Raw genomic sequence first — 14,835 nt, 5'->3', positions numbered from 1 at the left:
ATTTAATATTGCCTTTCGCAGGTTTAATTATTTGTGCAGTCGTTTATAAACTGTATAACTACATCTTTTACGCAGTTAATTAAGTCGCCTACCTAAAAAATAATAAACTACACCGAAAAGGAGCCCAAAAATACTAGTCTGTAAAATACAGACTAGTATTCCAACGTACCAAATAGAATCGTAAGTACTCCAGGAAGCCTCTCTTTCATCAAAAATGGTAGTATCAATGGCGTACCAGCAAAGCATCAGTGTAACCACACAAAAAATAGTCTTCAAGATAAGCCTGGGTTTTAACCGCCAATAAATTAAATGCAGAAGTCCTGTTGCCACAAGAGGCAGTGCTGAAGCAGAAAACAAATCTCCAAAAAAGCTGCATTCCATACAACTCGATGATATCCCGTCACTGTATGGCCATAAAGCCCAATACCCCTGCAAAAGGGTGAAGCATATGATGCAGGCCGTCAAAATACCTGCAGAAAATAATTTCTTTCTAAGTTGACTTTGCATTCTAATTATGGTGGCCACACAAAACTTGGTTTATAATTCGAGTGAGCATAGTTCCACTTTTATCCTGACCCTGGTTAATTAGGCCTAAATATATAAGTTTTCAAGATAATTTTAATACAAAGGCCACCCTATTCTCCGATAGTGACCAAACTCCTTGCCTGGCTTAAAAAAACTACTGCGTATAAATCAAAGGGTTTTGTTCATCGCTATCTAAAGCATCACCCAACCTAATATCTTTCAAGTATTGCTGAGGCAAAATGTTTTCCGTGCCATTATAAATGTTACCATCGGGCATGTAGGCGCAGGTCATTGCACGGCGTGATGCAGGCGTCATATTGGCATGAGCACCATGTATCGTTAAACCATTATGAAACGAACAACTTCCTGCTTTCATTGGGGCCGCTACTGCAGAACGCAGACCCATTGACGGATAAATATTAAATACCGCGTCCATATTTTTTCCAATGCCTGGGTTTTCAAAGCCAGTTTCCAAATGCGATCCAGGTATAAAAAAGAGGCACCCGTTTTCAAGCGTTGCATCGTCAAGCGCAACCCAGATGGAAAGCGCATTTCTGTCGGTAAATGACCAGAAAGGCGTATCCAGATGCCATGAAGTAGGATTGGCCCAAGGTCTTTTAAACAAGGCTTGGTCGTGCCAGATCCTTATTCCCCCCACCTGAGCCAAGGTTGCAGCCATACGGCCAATTCTTTCATCCAGCATAATGCTTTTTACCTTTTGATTGGTTTGCCAGAGATTGATCATTTGATCAAATACCTTACTATGGTATTCAGCATCATTGTTTATGCCGTCACTTTCCGCAATACCAATATCCTTCCCAGGCATTTTTTGACCCTTGCGTTCCGCCATAGCTTCGGTTACCGCCTCCTTCCAAATCTCCAATTCCTCTGATGTGAGAAAATCATCGATCACAATAAATCCATTGGTTTGATAAAAATTAATCTGTTCCTTGCTGATATGTGTATTCATTTGCTAGTTGTAATGTTAGTTTTAGCAAACCTAAATAATAGCAGTCTTTCTGCACTTTACCAAAACCGACATTTATTGGTGTTTTTTGATAAAAAGATTAAACCAGCCTGATCAAACCTGGTCTGGCAGGAACGCATACCTATCTTTTAACAAGTTTTTGATGTAACAATTAATTTCAAACTGGTCCGCTACAGGGGTGTTAACGAATGGAATGGTCGGCATATAAGGCGGCGGACCGAACTCCGTAGTGAAAGTCAACTGAGCATGTCCAAGCTGCAGGTTTAGCGCCACAATTCTGTCCCACCAACCAAGAAAAATATCCAGAGCATAAGACCATTCCGGAGCTCTTGGATCAGGTACCTGCGGGCCGTTTTCATGGCCAATCCGCGCATGGACATGTCTGGTGCGCCGAATTGCCTGTTCAACAATTTGTTCAAAGTTTTCAAGCATACTTTCTGTTACACAAGTCCAGTGGGAAAGGTCTGCCGTGATCTTATAATCTTCACGCCTTTCGAAGAGCTCATTTGCAAGCTGCGGGGCAAAACCCAATCGTCCGCGATGAGTTTCATGCACCACCGTTATGCCGGTTTTTTCCGAGAAATCCTGCGCGACGTCGATCAACTCGAGTTGTTGCTTCAGGCTAAACCAGTCACGACCAGTATGCGAATTGATAAGCACAGGATCTGGTTCAGCACATTCATGAAGATTTTTCAAAAAAGAGGCTTTGAACGCCTTGAACGTGCTACCTTGCGCCCGGTATTGATGGACAACAAGCGTCATTCCATAATGCTGCACATAATCAAATAACTTTTTTTTATCATCGTAATTTTCGGGGATCCAGGTATCCAAACCATCATATCCAGCATCCTTTACCCGATCGAGAAATAAATGAATCGGTAAATTTTCATACCCCCACAGCGGACTTAAAATCTTAATTTGCACCCGAAACAGAGGATTGGTTTTCCCGAAAGTTTCTCGGTGATAAGCCCATTTTCTTTTTGAAAACCCTTGAAAAGTAAAATATAGAATCAAAACCCGTCTGATCGGCAATCTCGTTGACCGACAAATTTGTAGTGATCATCATTTCTTTTGCTTTGTCTAAACGAAGATTGAGAAGATATTGATTTGGCGATATTCCACACTCATTTTTAAATAATTTTCGAAATTTTGAATAACCCATAGGAAGTTCTTTTACAAATTCCTCCATGTTTACCGGTCGGTCAATGTTTTCCTGTAACATAAATTTGGCCTTTGACATAAGTCTGGATTCGCTTGTAATAGACAATGAACGATATTTTGATGCGGCATGAATAATACCCAGCATCTGCAAGGTAATACCGGTAGCGATTTGCTGATAGCCAGGTTCCACTGAAGACACCGTTTTAATGAGCAGATGAAACAAGGACAGCAAATCCTCATTGAGCCCAACTTCAACAAAAGGATTGTCGGGGTTAAGGATCCCGCTGTTGACTAAACCTGCAGGAAAATTTCCATTAAACCCAACCCAATATTCCTCCCAGCCGCTCCGGGCGTTAGGTTTGTAACGATGCCAGACACCAGGAAATAAGAAAAAACAGGTGCCTGCTTTTATTGTAGCAGATTCGGTTCGGGCAGTTTCCAGTACACCTTCCCCGCGACTAATAAAGACAATGTAGTAGCCATTCAATATACGGCCTTTATCCCATGTTAGTAAATGATCCACCGGATGCGCGCGGTTATTTGGATAATCCTTGTTCGGGCTCACAGAAGCCGACCCAATGGTATTAATGCAAAAATTCCACTTTTTGTCCTGGTCATTCACATTTAAATATTTTCGGTAATTTATCATTGTTAACCAGATGAAGATCAATTGTATTCAGTTATTAAATACAAATTAATCATAAGTATTGATAATATAGTTTAAATATCAAAAAGGTCAAATAATCGCCACTTTCGTATAAATGCCACAACACTCCTGTACTATACTTTTGAATTCTGAAGTGCGCTGTAACGGCGTAAACCAAATTAACCAGAACTGAATATCAACCAACCAAATTCTTAAAGTATGGACAAAAAATTTTTACGCAAATGCACCCGAGGTGCCACAATGGTCTTGCTTTCGGGTGGAACCCTGTTCGGGGTGGTCACAGCCGCTCCCAATACACCTGCCGCCAACTATCCGGCAACCATTAAACCGGTTAATTTTTTAACAGAAATCAGAGGTAATGTTACTGACGAAAAAGGACAACGCCTACTTGGTGTAACTGTAAAAGTAAAAGGCACTAACCTGGCCGTTTCTACCAATGCAGAAGGAAACTATACTCTGCAGGTGCCGGATGAAGCAGCAACGCTGGTTTTTTCTTTCATCGGCTATCAGACCAAAGAAGTCACTGTTGGTGCCAGCCGCGTGATCAATATAGTGCTTATCGCCAGCCCCGGAAGCCTCAATGAAGTCGTGGTTGTAGGTTATGGCACACAAAAAAAAGCAACACTGACCGGATCGGTTGCCGTTGTTAAAGGCGCCGAAATTGTAAAGAGCCCCTCTATAAACGTAGCCAATTCGCTGGCGGGACGCCTGCCCGGCGTCATTATCAACAACCGTACAGGAGCCCCCGGTCAGGACGACCCCAGCATTAGCATCCGAGGGCGGAGTACCACCGGAAATTCGAGTGCCTTAGTGATCATAGACGGAGTAGAACGAAGCGGCTTAGGCCAGATCAATCCAAACGATATTGAAAGCATCACGGTCCTAAAAGACGCTTCGGCTGCCATTTATGGTGCTCGGGCAGCAAACGGAGTGATACTCGTGACCACCAAACGCGGCAGTTTAAATACCGCTCCAGAAATCAATTTGTCTTATAATCAAGGCTTTTCCGGACCAACACGTAACCCCATAATGGCCGACTCCTATACTTTCTTTAATGTTTATAACGAAATTGAGCAAGGTGAAGGCCGGCCGGCAAGATATACGCCTGATGATCTGCAAAAATTCAAAAACAATGCCGACGACGACCACCGGAACTTTGACTGGTATAAGTTTATAACCAAAGACTTCACTCCCCAACACAGAACCGATATCTCCGTTGCCGGAGGAACAAACGGGACCACCTACCGCATATCCGTTGGAGAGGCGAGCCAGGACGGACAATACAAAACCGGAACGACGAAATACCAACAGTATAACCTGCGATCCAATATAGATGTCAAAGTAACCGACAATTTTAAAATCGGAATGAATATCGCAGCAAGGTTTGATAACAACCATTCCCCATGGCGCAGTTTTAATGAAATAAACAGCCATATCTATCTTTATCAGCCCAATTGGGTTCCCTACTGGCCGGGTACAGATTATATTACCCCAAACCGCGCAAACGACAATATACTCAATTTCGTGAGCGACGGCAATGGCTATCAGAGCAATAAAATAACCACCCTGCAAACTTCATTGACCGCTCAGTGGGACCTGCCCTGGGTTAAGGGATTGTCGGCGAATGGCACGATAAGTTACGACCCCAATTTCACCTCCTATAAAACCTGGCAATTACCCACCTACGTCTATTACAAAGACGATAAAGGTGCGTATACAAAAGCACGTTCCGGATTCGGGGCAGACAAGCCAGACCTGCTGGACCGTGCAACTTTTGGATCACTGCTCTACGCCACCGCGCGTCTTAATTATGCAAAAAAGATCGGCAACCATAACCTTACCGCTATGGCCGGATTCGAGCAGCAGGATACCAGAAGTAATTTTATTGCCGCTTACCGAAGCGATTTTGCTTCCACCTCCTTACCGGAAATTTTTGCCGGGAGCAGTGATAAGAGCAAGCAGGGCAATGACGGCTCAGAGTCGCATACGGCCAGGCAAAATTATTTCAGCCGCTTCACCTATGACTATGCCGGAAAATACCTGGCAGAATTTACTTTCCGTCGGGATGGCTCCCCAAATTTCCGTGCCGATAAACGCTGGGGAAATTTTCCGGGCGGATCGGTCGGCTGGAGAATATCGGAAGAGGAATTTATGAAGAAAATGACTTTTATAGACGACCTTAAGATACGTGCCTCCTATGGCGTTATGGGTAATGACCTGGTCAATTCTTTCCAATACCTGCAAACCTATGGATACGGCAGTAACTATGTTATTGGAAATAATGACGTGACCGGACTTGTTCAAACCGGGGTGCCTAATCCGAACATTACCTGGGAGAAAGCCAAAACCGCCAATATTGGCCTGGATGCATCCTTCTGGAAAGGTAAATTAGGCATCACATTCGACGTTTTCAAAACCAGAAGATCCGATATTTTAACAAAGCGCTCTGCGGTTATACCCGGGTATACAGGCCTTATCCTTCCCGATGAAAACGTAGGTATTGTAGACAACAAAGGCTTTGAACTGGTGCTCTCCCACACCAATAACGACCACGATTTCAAATACAATCTTTCCGGAAATATCGCCTTTGCCAGAAATAAGGTCATATTTAGCGACGAACAGCCCGCCGCAGAAGCCTATCAGCTGGCCACCGGCAGACCAATTGGTGCCGGCCTATACTACAATGCCATCGGGATTTTTAAGGATCAGGCAGCAGTTGATGCCTATCCCCATTATCTAAATGCCAGGCCAGGAGACATCAAATATGAAGATGTCAATAACGATGGCAAGATTGACTCCCGGGATCAGATACGCATCAATCAAACCAATGTCCCGGAAATCACCTTCGGATTTAGCGCAAACTTTAGCTATAAGTCGTTCGATCTTTCCTTCCTATTACAGGGGCAGGCAAATGCAAAGCAATATTTCGGGGGATATTTCCCTGTGATGAGTTACGCACTCGGTAATTTTTTACAATGGCGAGCTGATGACCGCTGGACGCCTCAAAATACAAATGCAACCATGCCACGGGCCTCTTATGACCTGTTCAATAACAACACGAACAATTCTACACAATGGTTATTAGATGCCGGGTTTCTAAAACTCAGAAATGTTGAACTAGGATACAACCTGCCACAAGCACTGGTCAACAAAATCAAAATGAAAAAAGCCAGAATCTTTGCCAGTGGCAGTAACCTGCTGATTATCTACGACCATATGAAAAAGTTAGGATTTGATCCCGAAACATCTGATTACTGGTATTACCCACCTCAAAGGGTGCTCAATTTTGGTGTAAATGTTACTTTTTAAATTAAAGACATGAAAAAGATATATTATTTATTCTTACTTCTGATGTTAAATGCATCCTGCAATAAGTTGGAATTGAAGCCCTTGGATAAGCTCTCCGAAGCAGATACCTGGAGCGATACGAACCTGATTCGATTATATGTTAATTCTACTTACAACGTGCTGCAACACGGCTTTCAGCAAGATTTGCTGGCAGCGGCATGCGACGAGGGCTTCAATATTCACGGATATGGCAATTTCCAGGTCGTTCAGCGGGGAGAACTGACCGCCGATAATGTGAGTGGCCTATCTGCAAAGATCAATTATTTTAATTTTGCTTACACCAATATCCGTAACATCAATATTTTCTTTTCAAAAATTGACGGAGCACCGGGCGAAGCTGCGTTTAAAAATGGCGTAAAGAGCGAAATGCGTTTTTTAAGAGCCTACTTATATGCTAACCTGGTTTGGCGATACGGAAGCGTACCGCTTATTCAGAATGTTTTTGACTTGCACGATAATTTTAAGGTACAGATGTCATCCTATGAGGACTGTGTGAAGTTTATTGTAGCAGAACTCGATAATGCCGCTCAGACATTGCCGGCAGATCAGCCGGACGGCACCAAAGGTGAGGCATCGGCAAACGCCTGCAAGGCGCTAAAATCAAGGGTGCTCCTCTATGCCGCCAGCTTACAAAACAACCCTTCGCATGACAATACAAAGTGGCAGGCGGCAGCCGAAGCAGCTTTGGCCTTGCTCAATTCCGGTTATCAGCTCAATCCAGACTATCAAAGTACTTTTACTACAGATAACAAAGAAATTATTTTTGCGCGCTATTTTTCTCAGGCCAACAACACTAATTTTAACCTGGAACAGGGCAGAAATGGTTCTGACGGCTGGGGTTCTCAAAACCCAAGTCAAAACCTGGTAAATGCCTATGAAATGGCTGCCACAGGTCTTCAGCCTTATACCCAGCAAGCCGACGGCAGCCTAGTCTTAAACCCTTCCTCAGGCTATGATGCTACCCATCCATATGCCGGGCGCGATCCCCGGTTCGACGCGTCTATTCTTCATGACGGCAGCCTGTGGGCAGGACGTGTTACCGAGTCCTTTCATGGCGGAAAAGATTCGCCCGAAACCAATTCCGGATTCAATGCATCCTTAACCTCTTATTATTATAAAAAGTTCCTGATGGAAAACATTCCGCCATCCGGTTCAACCGTTAAGCCAACAAATCCCTGGATATTCTTCAGATACGCTGAGATTTTGTTAAATTATGCCGAAGCTAAATTTGAATTGGGAGATGAGGCCACCGCAAAACAATATTTAAATGTAGTGCGGAGCCGAGCCAGTGTTCATATGCCGGCAGTAAATGACACCGGTGAGAAACTCCGCGCGAGGATCCAAAATGAGCGCCGCATTGAACTGGCTTTTGAGGAACACCGGTTTTTCGACATTCGCCGCTGGAAAATTGCAGAAGCAACAGAGAATCAACCCCTATGGGGCATGAACATTCAGAAAGCGTCTGATGGTTCAAAAACGTATACGATGAGTAAGGTGATTGAACGTAAGTTCCTGGCCATGCAATATTTAATGCCGTTCCCACGCGCTGAAGTAGACAAAAGCCAGGGTTCGATCGTGCAAAACAAAGGATATTAATGCATTCTAAAAGTAATTTATATGAGAATAAAGTTTTTCTTGGGTACTATATTTCTAGGCTTTCTGCTTATTCAAGCCTTCGGACAGGAACAGAAACCCGGCACCATTGACCGTAAGAAACTGGTCCAGCGCCACAACCTCCGGCTTACCGATGTTAGTGAAGCTGGCCCAACGCAGGTTGGGAATGGTAATTTTGCCTACGGGTTTGACATCACCGGTATGCAAACCTTTAATGACCAATTCACCACGATGTCACAGTGGAGCTGGCACAGTACGCCACCGCCAAAAGGCATGAAGCCCTCAGACTTCAAACAAACATTTGTCAACACCCATGGCCGGATGGTGGGATATGACCTGCCAGATCCCCATCAGGCTGAACTGACCCAATGGCTCTCCAGCAACCCACACCGGTTTAACCTGGGAAGGATCGGGCTGATCTTAAAAAAAGAGGATGGAAGTACGGCGCAGCCAGATGACCTGCAACATCCGGTTCAATATCTGGATCTATGGACCGGTATCGCGGAGAGCAATTTCACGGTAGAAGGACAAAAAGTGAAGGTAACCACCATCTGTGATCCGGCAAAGGATATTTTAAGTTTCAAAATAGAATCTGATTTAATACCCAAAGGCAGGTTAGGGGTCTTTCTGGACTTTCCTTATGCAAGTTTAGACTATTTCAGTAATGGTTCAGATTATAAAAAGCCCCTGTTGCATCAAACCAGCATCCGGTTAAAAAACATCAACTCGGTCATCTTTGACCGGCACCTGGATAGCACTACTTATCAGGTCGCCTGTAAGTGGTCGGGGAGTGGAAGCATGAAAAAACAAAGCGCGCACAGATATTCATTTTATCCCGGTAAAAAAGACAGGAGCATAGAATATGTCTTTGCTTTTTCCCCGGATAAAACGGGCTATAACTTACCGTCCTTTGCTGAAATCAAAGCCAAAAGCGCTCAGCACTGGCCGGCATTCTGGAAAAGCGGCGCAGCCATAGATCTGTCTCAAAGTAAAGATCCACGCTGGTTTGAACTGGAACGGCGAATCATACTCTCTGAATATGTAATGGCCATTAACGCCGCAGGAAATTTTCCACCACAGGAAACCGGCCTGGTGAACAACAGTTGGTATGGCCGTTTTCATTATGAAATGTATTGGTGGCACGCCGCCCATTACGCACTGTGGGACCGGTGGCCGCTATTGAATAAAAGCCTTCATGTCTATTCAGACAACCTGGCCTCGTCGCTTAAGCGGGCAGAATTGCAAGGCTATGCCGGAGCCAGATGGCCAAAATGCACCGGGCCAGACGGCAGGGAATGGCCGGATAACATACATGCATGGTTGATCTGGCAACAGCCACATCCCATCTTTTTTGCCGAACTTGATTATAGGGCACATCCTGGTTTGCAAACGCTAAAAAAATGGGATAAGATCATTGAAAAAACAGCAGATTTTTTAGCTTCCTATGCCTTTTTGGATACGGCCCGCAAACAATATGTTTTAGGCCCGCCTATAAAAGCAGTTCCGGAAAATAATGAGGGGCTAAGCACACAGAACCCAGCCTTTGAATTGGCTTACTGGCGTTATGGCCTGCAAACCGCACAGCAATGGAAAAAGAAACTGAAACTGCTGCCAAAGCCAGAATGGGAAAAAGTGCTTAAAAATTTAGCACCGATACCTGTAAAAGACAGTCTTTACGAGCAATGGGAAGGTGTGGATAACATGTGGACCAAATTCAATTTTGAGCATCCCGCCATGGCCGGAATATTTGGGGTGCTGCCCGGTAATGGGGCAGACCGGCAGATCATGGAAAAAACCTATCAAAAAATCCAGGCGGTTTGGAAATATGATACCGGCTGGGGATGGGACTTTCCAATGATGGCCATGACTGCTGCCCGCCTTGGGCATAAGGAACAGGCTGTCGATATGCTTTTACACCCTTCAAAAAAATTCGGATTTGACAAGCATGGCTTTGTTGGCGGAGGTAATCCATTTCCCTACATCCCCACAAACGGTGGCTTGTTATATGCGATCGCCTTTATGACTGCCGGTTGGGATGGAGATAAAAATAACCCTGAACCCGGTTGGCCGAAAGATGGTTCCTGGGTGGTTAAATGGGAGGGTTTTAAAAAAGCGCCCTGATCGTAGATTTTAGTGATTCCCGATTTTTTAATAGTTGCATTTTTTATGAAAATACCTTCAATTTATCAGACGGATATATGATCGGCAGCGGTATACCGGCCGCGCCATTTAAAAGCAATAGGTATAACATCGTAAAATAGCAGATTGTCAAATAATGGAAATGAAAAAAGGCCACTCCAGGTAGAGTGGCCTTTTGCTTTTAGTCCAACCAGATTCGGTCTTAACCACAATTCGGCATATTCGCTGCATCCATATACACAATTTCCCATTGATGTCCGTCTGGGTCTGCAAAGCTATGCTGGTACATCCAGCTGTGGTCTTGCGGTTCAGCATAAACGGAACCCCCAAGTTCAGTTGCTTTTGCTATCGTCTGCTGCACTTCCTCACGCGATTCCGCATCAAGCGCCAGCAATACCTCAGTGGCCTGGTGCGCATCACTGATCTCTTTTTTGGTGAAGGTTTTAAAATAGCTTTCTACCAGCATCATCACATAAATATGCTCGCTGATAACCATGCAGGCCGCATTATCGTCTGTAAATTGTGGATTGAAGCTGTAGCCAAGTCCGTTGAAAAATGCCTTTGACCGTTCCAGATCTTTAACAGGCAGGTTGATGAAAATTTTAGTTGCCATGATTTAATTTTTTTTGTGTTTATTGATACACAAAGTTGAGGTAAGCCTTTTCGAAAAAAATTTACATATGTTGAGAAAACCAAAAAATCTTCACTTATTCGCAAAAAATATCCGGCTGAGCTGCGTAGGGGTAATGCCCAGATAGGCAGCAATATGTTGTTTCTTTAACCTTTTCACCAAACCCGGATAATTGCGGAGAAACTTATCGTAATTGGTTTTCGCTGATTCATACCGGAGCGATACTTCATAAGGCTCCTTTTCGATGATCCAATGCTGCTCGATATAGCGGGTATAAAAAGCGGAGATATCAGGATAAATGCTCACCAGTTTTTTAAATTCCAGGAAATTATATTCGAGTACCTGGGTATCCTCCAGGGCTTTTATGGTAAAATTACTCGGCGATTGTGTAAGCGTTGCGGTCATAGAACCGGCAATCCGGTTCTCCGGGAAGAAATATTTAACCACCATGTCGCCGTTTCCGGCGGCGTAGTATTGATACATTAAGCCATTAACAATGAAGGCCACCTTTTTAGGTGTCTGGCCTTCAGTAACAAAATAATCGCCCTTGTGATAAGAGTTTTCGCGGAGCAAAGCCGCCCAGGCGGCCTCAGCCTCAGGCGAGAGTTCCGTGTACGTTTTTATTTTTTGGAAGAAAACATCGTAGCTCATTAGGTTAAAGATCGTCAATTTTTTCAACTCCCCAGCCTTTACCACATTCCCTGATTAATAGTTACCTTCAAGGATAAATAAAGCGGATTTAATTGATTACTTTAAATACGTAAATTATAACTCATATGCCGTATCACCGATGAAATCAATGCTACTAATTCTCATGCTCATCTTTTCAATTTCTTATTATTCTTCAGGACAGACCTGTAACTGTACTCTGGAATTCAGTTACGTAAAAGATAAAATTGAAAAAAATTACGCTGGGTTTAAAGATAAAGTAAACACTAAAACACAGGCCACTTATTATAAACATACAAAGACGGCGCTTGAAAGATCAAAATTTATAATTAAACCTGCTTACTGTGTTTCCCTGATCAACGAGTGGTTAGGTTTTTTTAAAGACGGGCATATTCAAGTGGGCCGTAATAGAATTTCGGGAGAGAAAGAAAAGGTTTGGCTAGACAAACGAATTCAGGGAATTGAGCGGGTTAATTTATCCGTAACGGAGTTGGCGGCTCTTAAAAGCTCAAAGGGAATTACCGGGATTTATGACAATGGAGATTCTACTGCTAAAATCGCTGTCATTAAAAATAGAAACTCCTTTCGGGATTATGCTGGTATCGTTATTTCATCCAAATCAGGTAAATGGGTACCTGGTCAGGTCATATTAGAACTTAAAAGCGGAAAAGATTCCCTTAAAGGTATCCTGTACGATAAATACTATATCCCTGAAAACGTATCCTTACCGATCAAAGATGATGCTTTAGGCGCATTCAGACGAGAAGGGAGCAAGCCAGCTCCTACAGAATTTGTTTCTGGTGCAACTGTTGCCAGCCAGGTACTTTCAACAAAAACCTTATACTTGAAGATTGGCACATTTAATCAGACAAATGCCAGAAACATAGATTCGCTAATTAGCGCAAATCAATTCAACTTAAGTACAATGCCCAACCTGATTCTTGATCTAAGGAATAATGGGGGTGGTGCAGATTTTTCTTACCGGTCAATTACACCCTATCTTTATACAAAACCACTTAAACTCATTGGTGCCGATGTGTTAGCTACCGATGACAATATTGCAGGATGGAGTGCGATAGCGACAACCAATGGTATACCTCCTGATCAGAAGATATTTATAAATGATGTTGTTCATAAAATGGAACAAAATAAAGGGAAAAGGGTATCCTTCGCTGAGGACCAAAACATCATTTTAGACAGCGTTAAATCTTACCCGAAAAAAATCATTATTTTGATGAATAGAAACTGTGGAAGCACAACTGAAGAATTTCTTCTCTTAGCTAAACAAAGTAGTAAAGTAGTTTTGATGGGCGAGCACACTAAAGGCGTACTGGATTATGCCAATATAAGAGGGGCAGATTTTAGCTGTATGCCTTACATGCTTTATTGGGCTACTTCCAGAAGTCGAAGAATCGATCATGGCTTGGCAATAGATAACATTGGCATAAAGCCTGATAAAGCTCTAAATGCTCAACAAAATTGGATTGAAGAGGCCAAACATTATGCTGAAAAATAAATAACGCCTATGAATCTTTGGGAATCTTACGAACGTCTGCCGCCCCTTGAGCGGATCATCATCACCTTTACAGTAACGGCCATACTTGTTTTTATCATCTACCTGATCAACAAAAAGGTAAAGCGTCCCGTAGAGATCAGTCCTGGTATTTCTGGTCGTAGTGGTAACCTGGAGCGAAAACCTGACGGCACATTAGTGGCCTATATCGCTTTCTGGCGGTACCTGTTTTTTGGAGTGCTTTTTGCCTTGGGTTTTTACCTCTGCATGCGTGGTTTTGTTATTTTATATCAGGAATTGCCATCCGGTTTTTATAAACATTGGGATAAGATGGCCACAATAACATTCTTAGCACCAGTATTGGCCATTGCTATGTTTATTTGGGGCTACTTCATACTAAAAGACGGCTACAAAAAAGTGCAGTTTGAGCTGGATAATCATCAGGTACGCTACCTTAGGAGTGGAATAAGAGGTGGAACTATTCTTTCAGAAAATACGGCATCCGTTGCGCTCCGGGATATTCTGGAAGTGGGATCCTATCGAAACCCATTTGGCGGCGGCGTTATCACGGCGCGAACGTCAAATGAAACCCATAAGATCATCTTATTGTTATCTGCCCAGGAGCAACAGATTTGCTATAATGCATTAATGGAAGCCATACAAAATCGTCATTCAGACCGCAAAGCATGATGCATTCCGATCAATTGTGATCAAGGACGAATGCTGTAAGTCATAATCTCCGTGCCATTAGACTTTTTTACGATTTCTTTTGTGTTTCTAAGTATCAAAGTATGGCTTCCAAGTTTGCTATAGGAAACAAAGTCTCCGTCTGGAGTTTGTTTGCAGATGACAAACATATGCCAGCCCCTGTCCGCAGGAAGTGAAATGATAACTTTTTTCTTAGACCTCAATTCTTTTTCAATAGTTTGAAAAAGGCTGTCTATCGGGAAGCTTGCATCCCGGGGCAAAACAAATTTTTGAGAGAAAGTGATGCCGTATAATTCTTTATTGTCAAAGTCACGAAAGGAACCATCATTTTTGTTTTTCCATTTATTTTGTAAGTCGTAAAAATCGAGATCTACGACTTTATAGTACTTTAGTACCATTTCGACAGCAGATGGAATGCAAGACAATTGAAAAAGCTGATCGTGGTTATTTACGACAGTTTCAAAAAAATCACAACTATCGATCTTTTGAGCTTGAGCCTTCAATTGAAAAATAAAAGATGTGGATAGGAGTACGATCGAACTAAAAAGTATCTTTTTCATAATTTGAATTATTTTTGATGATTAAGAACAATAAAGAAAGCTCGCTACAAACCAGGCGAAGTGCTGTAAGTCATTATCTCCGTACCGTTGGACCTTTTCACAATTTCTTTTGTATTTCTAATGATTAATGTATGGCTTCCAAGTTTGCTGTATGAAACAAATTCTCCATTCGGAGTTTGTTTATGAACGACAAAAATAGGCCAGCCCGCCTCCAGCTGCAATGCGATAATTACCTTTTTACCAGACCGTAATTCTTTTTCAATAGTTTGAAAAAGGCTGTCTATCGGGAAGCTTGCATCCCGGGGCAAAACA

12 protein-coding genes are annotated in these 14,835 nt (G+C 43.0%); 5 read left to right on the top strand and 7 right to left on the bottom strand.

From position 1 onward, the window contains the following. Positions 1-679: 679 nt before the first annotated feature. The 3 genes from DBR11_RS06920 to DBR11_RS06910 form a co-directional block, all read right to left on the bottom strand. The gene (locus DBR11_RS06920) at positions 680-1,495 is read right to left on the bottom strand and encodes a phytanoyl-CoA dioxygenase family protein (protein ID WP_108550942.1); all 816 of its coding nucleotides are present in this window, start codon (positions 1,493-1,495) and stop codon (positions 680-682) included. Between the two features lie 111 nt (positions 1,496-1,606). Continuing rightward, a complete protein-coding gene (locus tag DBR11_RS06915; RefSeq protein ID WP_108550940.1) occupies positions 1,607-2,437 on the bottom strand; it encodes a sugar phosphate isomerase/epimerase in 831 nt (276 codons plus the stop codon). Beyond that, on the bottom strand, positions 2,427-3,323 hold the full coding sequence (locus DBR11_RS06910) for an AraC family transcriptional regulator (RefSeq protein ID WP_108550938.1): 897 nt from the start codon (positions 3,321-3,323) through the stop codon (positions 2,427-2,429). Before DBR11_RS06910 ends, DBR11_RS06915 begins: the two co-directional genes overlap by 11 nt. A gap of 216 nt (positions 3,324-3,539) precedes the next feature. Here DBR11_RS06910 and DBR11_RS06905 point away from each other — a divergent pair, with 216 nt between their 5' ends. The 3 genes from DBR11_RS06905 to DBR11_RS06895 are packed head-to-tail and all read left to right on the top strand — an operon-like array spanning position 3,540 to position 10,424. Next, on the top strand, positions 3,540-6,650 hold the full coding sequence (locus DBR11_RS06905; protein WP_108550936.1) for a TonB-dependent receptor: 3,111 nt from the start codon (positions 3,540-3,542) through the stop codon (positions 6,648-6,650). 9 nt (positions 6,651-6,659) lie between these two features. Further along, entirely contained in the window at positions 6,660-8,285 is a 1,626-nt protein-coding gene (locus DBR11_RS06900; protein WP_108550933.1) for a RagB/SusD family nutrient uptake outer membrane protein, read from the top strand. 21 nt (positions 8,286-8,306) lie between these two features. Further along, a complete protein-coding gene (locus DBR11_RS06895) occupies positions 8,307-10,424 on the top strand; it encodes a hypothetical protein (protein WP_108550931.1) in 2,118 nt (705 codons plus the stop codon). 220 nt (positions 10,425-10,644) lie between these two features. On the opposite strand, the gene DBR11_RS06890 is transcribed toward DBR11_RS06895, so the two are convergent. Both DBR11_RS06890 and DBR11_RS06885 read right to left on the bottom strand, forming a co-directional pair. Continuing rightward, positions 10,645-11,055 (bottom strand): VOC family protein, encoded by a 411-nt coding sequence (locus DBR11_RS06890; protein ID WP_108550929.1) that lies wholly within the window; start codon positions 11,053-11,055, stop codon positions 10,645-10,647. A gap of 90 nt (positions 11,056-11,145) precedes the next feature. Beyond that, positions 11,146-11,724 (bottom strand): Crp/Fnr family transcriptional regulator, encoded by a 579-nt coding sequence (locus DBR11_RS06885; protein WP_108550944.1) that lies wholly within the window; start codon positions 11,722-11,724, stop codon positions 11,146-11,148. Between the two features lie 148 nt (positions 11,725-11,872). Between DBR11_RS06885 and DBR11_RS06880 the strand changes: the two genes are divergently transcribed. Then, positions 11,873-13,258, top strand: a complete 1,386-nt coding sequence (locus tag DBR11_RS06880; RefSeq protein WP_233260676.1) for a S41 family peptidase — start codon at positions 11,873-11,875, stop codon at positions 13,256-13,258. A 9-nt stretch (positions 13,259-13,267) separates the two neighbouring features. After that, positions 13,268-13,945: a hypothetical protein gene (locus DBR11_RS06875; protein WP_108550924.1), complete on the top strand. Its 678-nt coding sequence runs from the start codon at positions 13,268-13,270 to the stop codon at positions 13,943-13,945. 20 nt (positions 13,946-13,965) lie between these two features. Here the strand turns inward: DBR11_RS06875 and DBR11_RS06870 are convergent, their stop codons facing one another. Both DBR11_RS06870 and DBR11_RS29510 read right to left on the bottom strand, forming a co-directional pair. After that, positions 13,966-14,523: a hypothetical protein gene (locus DBR11_RS06870; protein WP_108550922.1), complete on the bottom strand. Its 558-nt coding sequence runs from the start codon at positions 14,521-14,523 to the stop codon at positions 13,966-13,968. A gap of 44 nt (positions 14,524-14,567) precedes the next feature. Then, positions 14,568-14,835 (bottom strand): hypothetical protein (locus tag DBR11_RS29510; protein ID WP_158275230.1); only part of this gene is annotated, 268 nt, incomplete at its 5' end.

It is taken from the genome of Pedobacter sp. HMWF019 (assembly GCF_003061025.1).
Classification (GTDB): Bacteria; Bacteroidota; Bacteroidia; order Sphingobacteriales; family Sphingobacteriaceae; genus Pedobacter.
Note: the sequence above shows the minus strand (reverse complement) of the source record. Positions and strands in the feature narration are given on the sequence as shown.

Excerpts from the sequence above, each read along its gene's own strand:
- DBR11_RS06885 (WP_108550944.1), bottom strand. The coding sequence starts at position 11,724 with ATGAGCTACGATGTTTTCTTCCAAAAAATAAAAACGTACACGGAACTC.
- DBR11_RS06905 (WP_108550936.1), top strand. The coding sequence starts at position 3,540 with ATGGACAAAAAATTTTTACGCAAATGCACCCGAGGTGCCACAATGGTC.
- DBR11_RS06920 (WP_108550942.1), bottom strand. The coding sequence starts at position 1,495 with ATGAATACACATATCAGCAAGGAACAGATTAATTTTTATCAAACCAAT.
- DBR11_RS06895 (WP_108550931.1), top strand. The coding sequence starts at position 8,307 with ATGAGAATAAAGTTTTTCTTGGGTACTATATTTCTAGGCTTTCTGCTT.
- DBR11_RS06900 (WP_108550933.1), top strand. The coding sequence starts at position 6,660 with ATGAAAAAGATATATTATTTATTCTTACTTCTGATGTTAAATGCATCC.
- DBR11_RS06880 (WP_233260676.1), top strand. The coding sequence starts at position 11,873 with ATGCTACTAATTCTCATGCTCATCTTTTCAATTTCTTATTATTCTTCA.
- DBR11_RS06910 (WP_108550938.1), bottom strand. The coding sequence starts at position 3,323 with ATGATAAATTACCGAAAATATTTAAATGTGAATGACCAGGACAAAAAG.
- DBR11_RS06890 (WP_108550929.1), bottom strand. The coding sequence starts at position 11,055 with ATGGCAACTAAAATTTTCATCAACCTGCCTGTTAAAGATCTGGAACGG.
- DBR11_RS06870 (WP_108550922.1), bottom strand. The coding sequence starts at position 14,523 with ATGAAAAAGATACTTTTTAGTTCGATCGTACTCCTATCCACATCTTTT.
- DBR11_RS06875 (WP_108550924.1), top strand. The coding sequence starts at position 13,268 with ATGAATCTTTGGGAATCTTACGAACGTCTGCCGCCCCTTGAGCGGATC.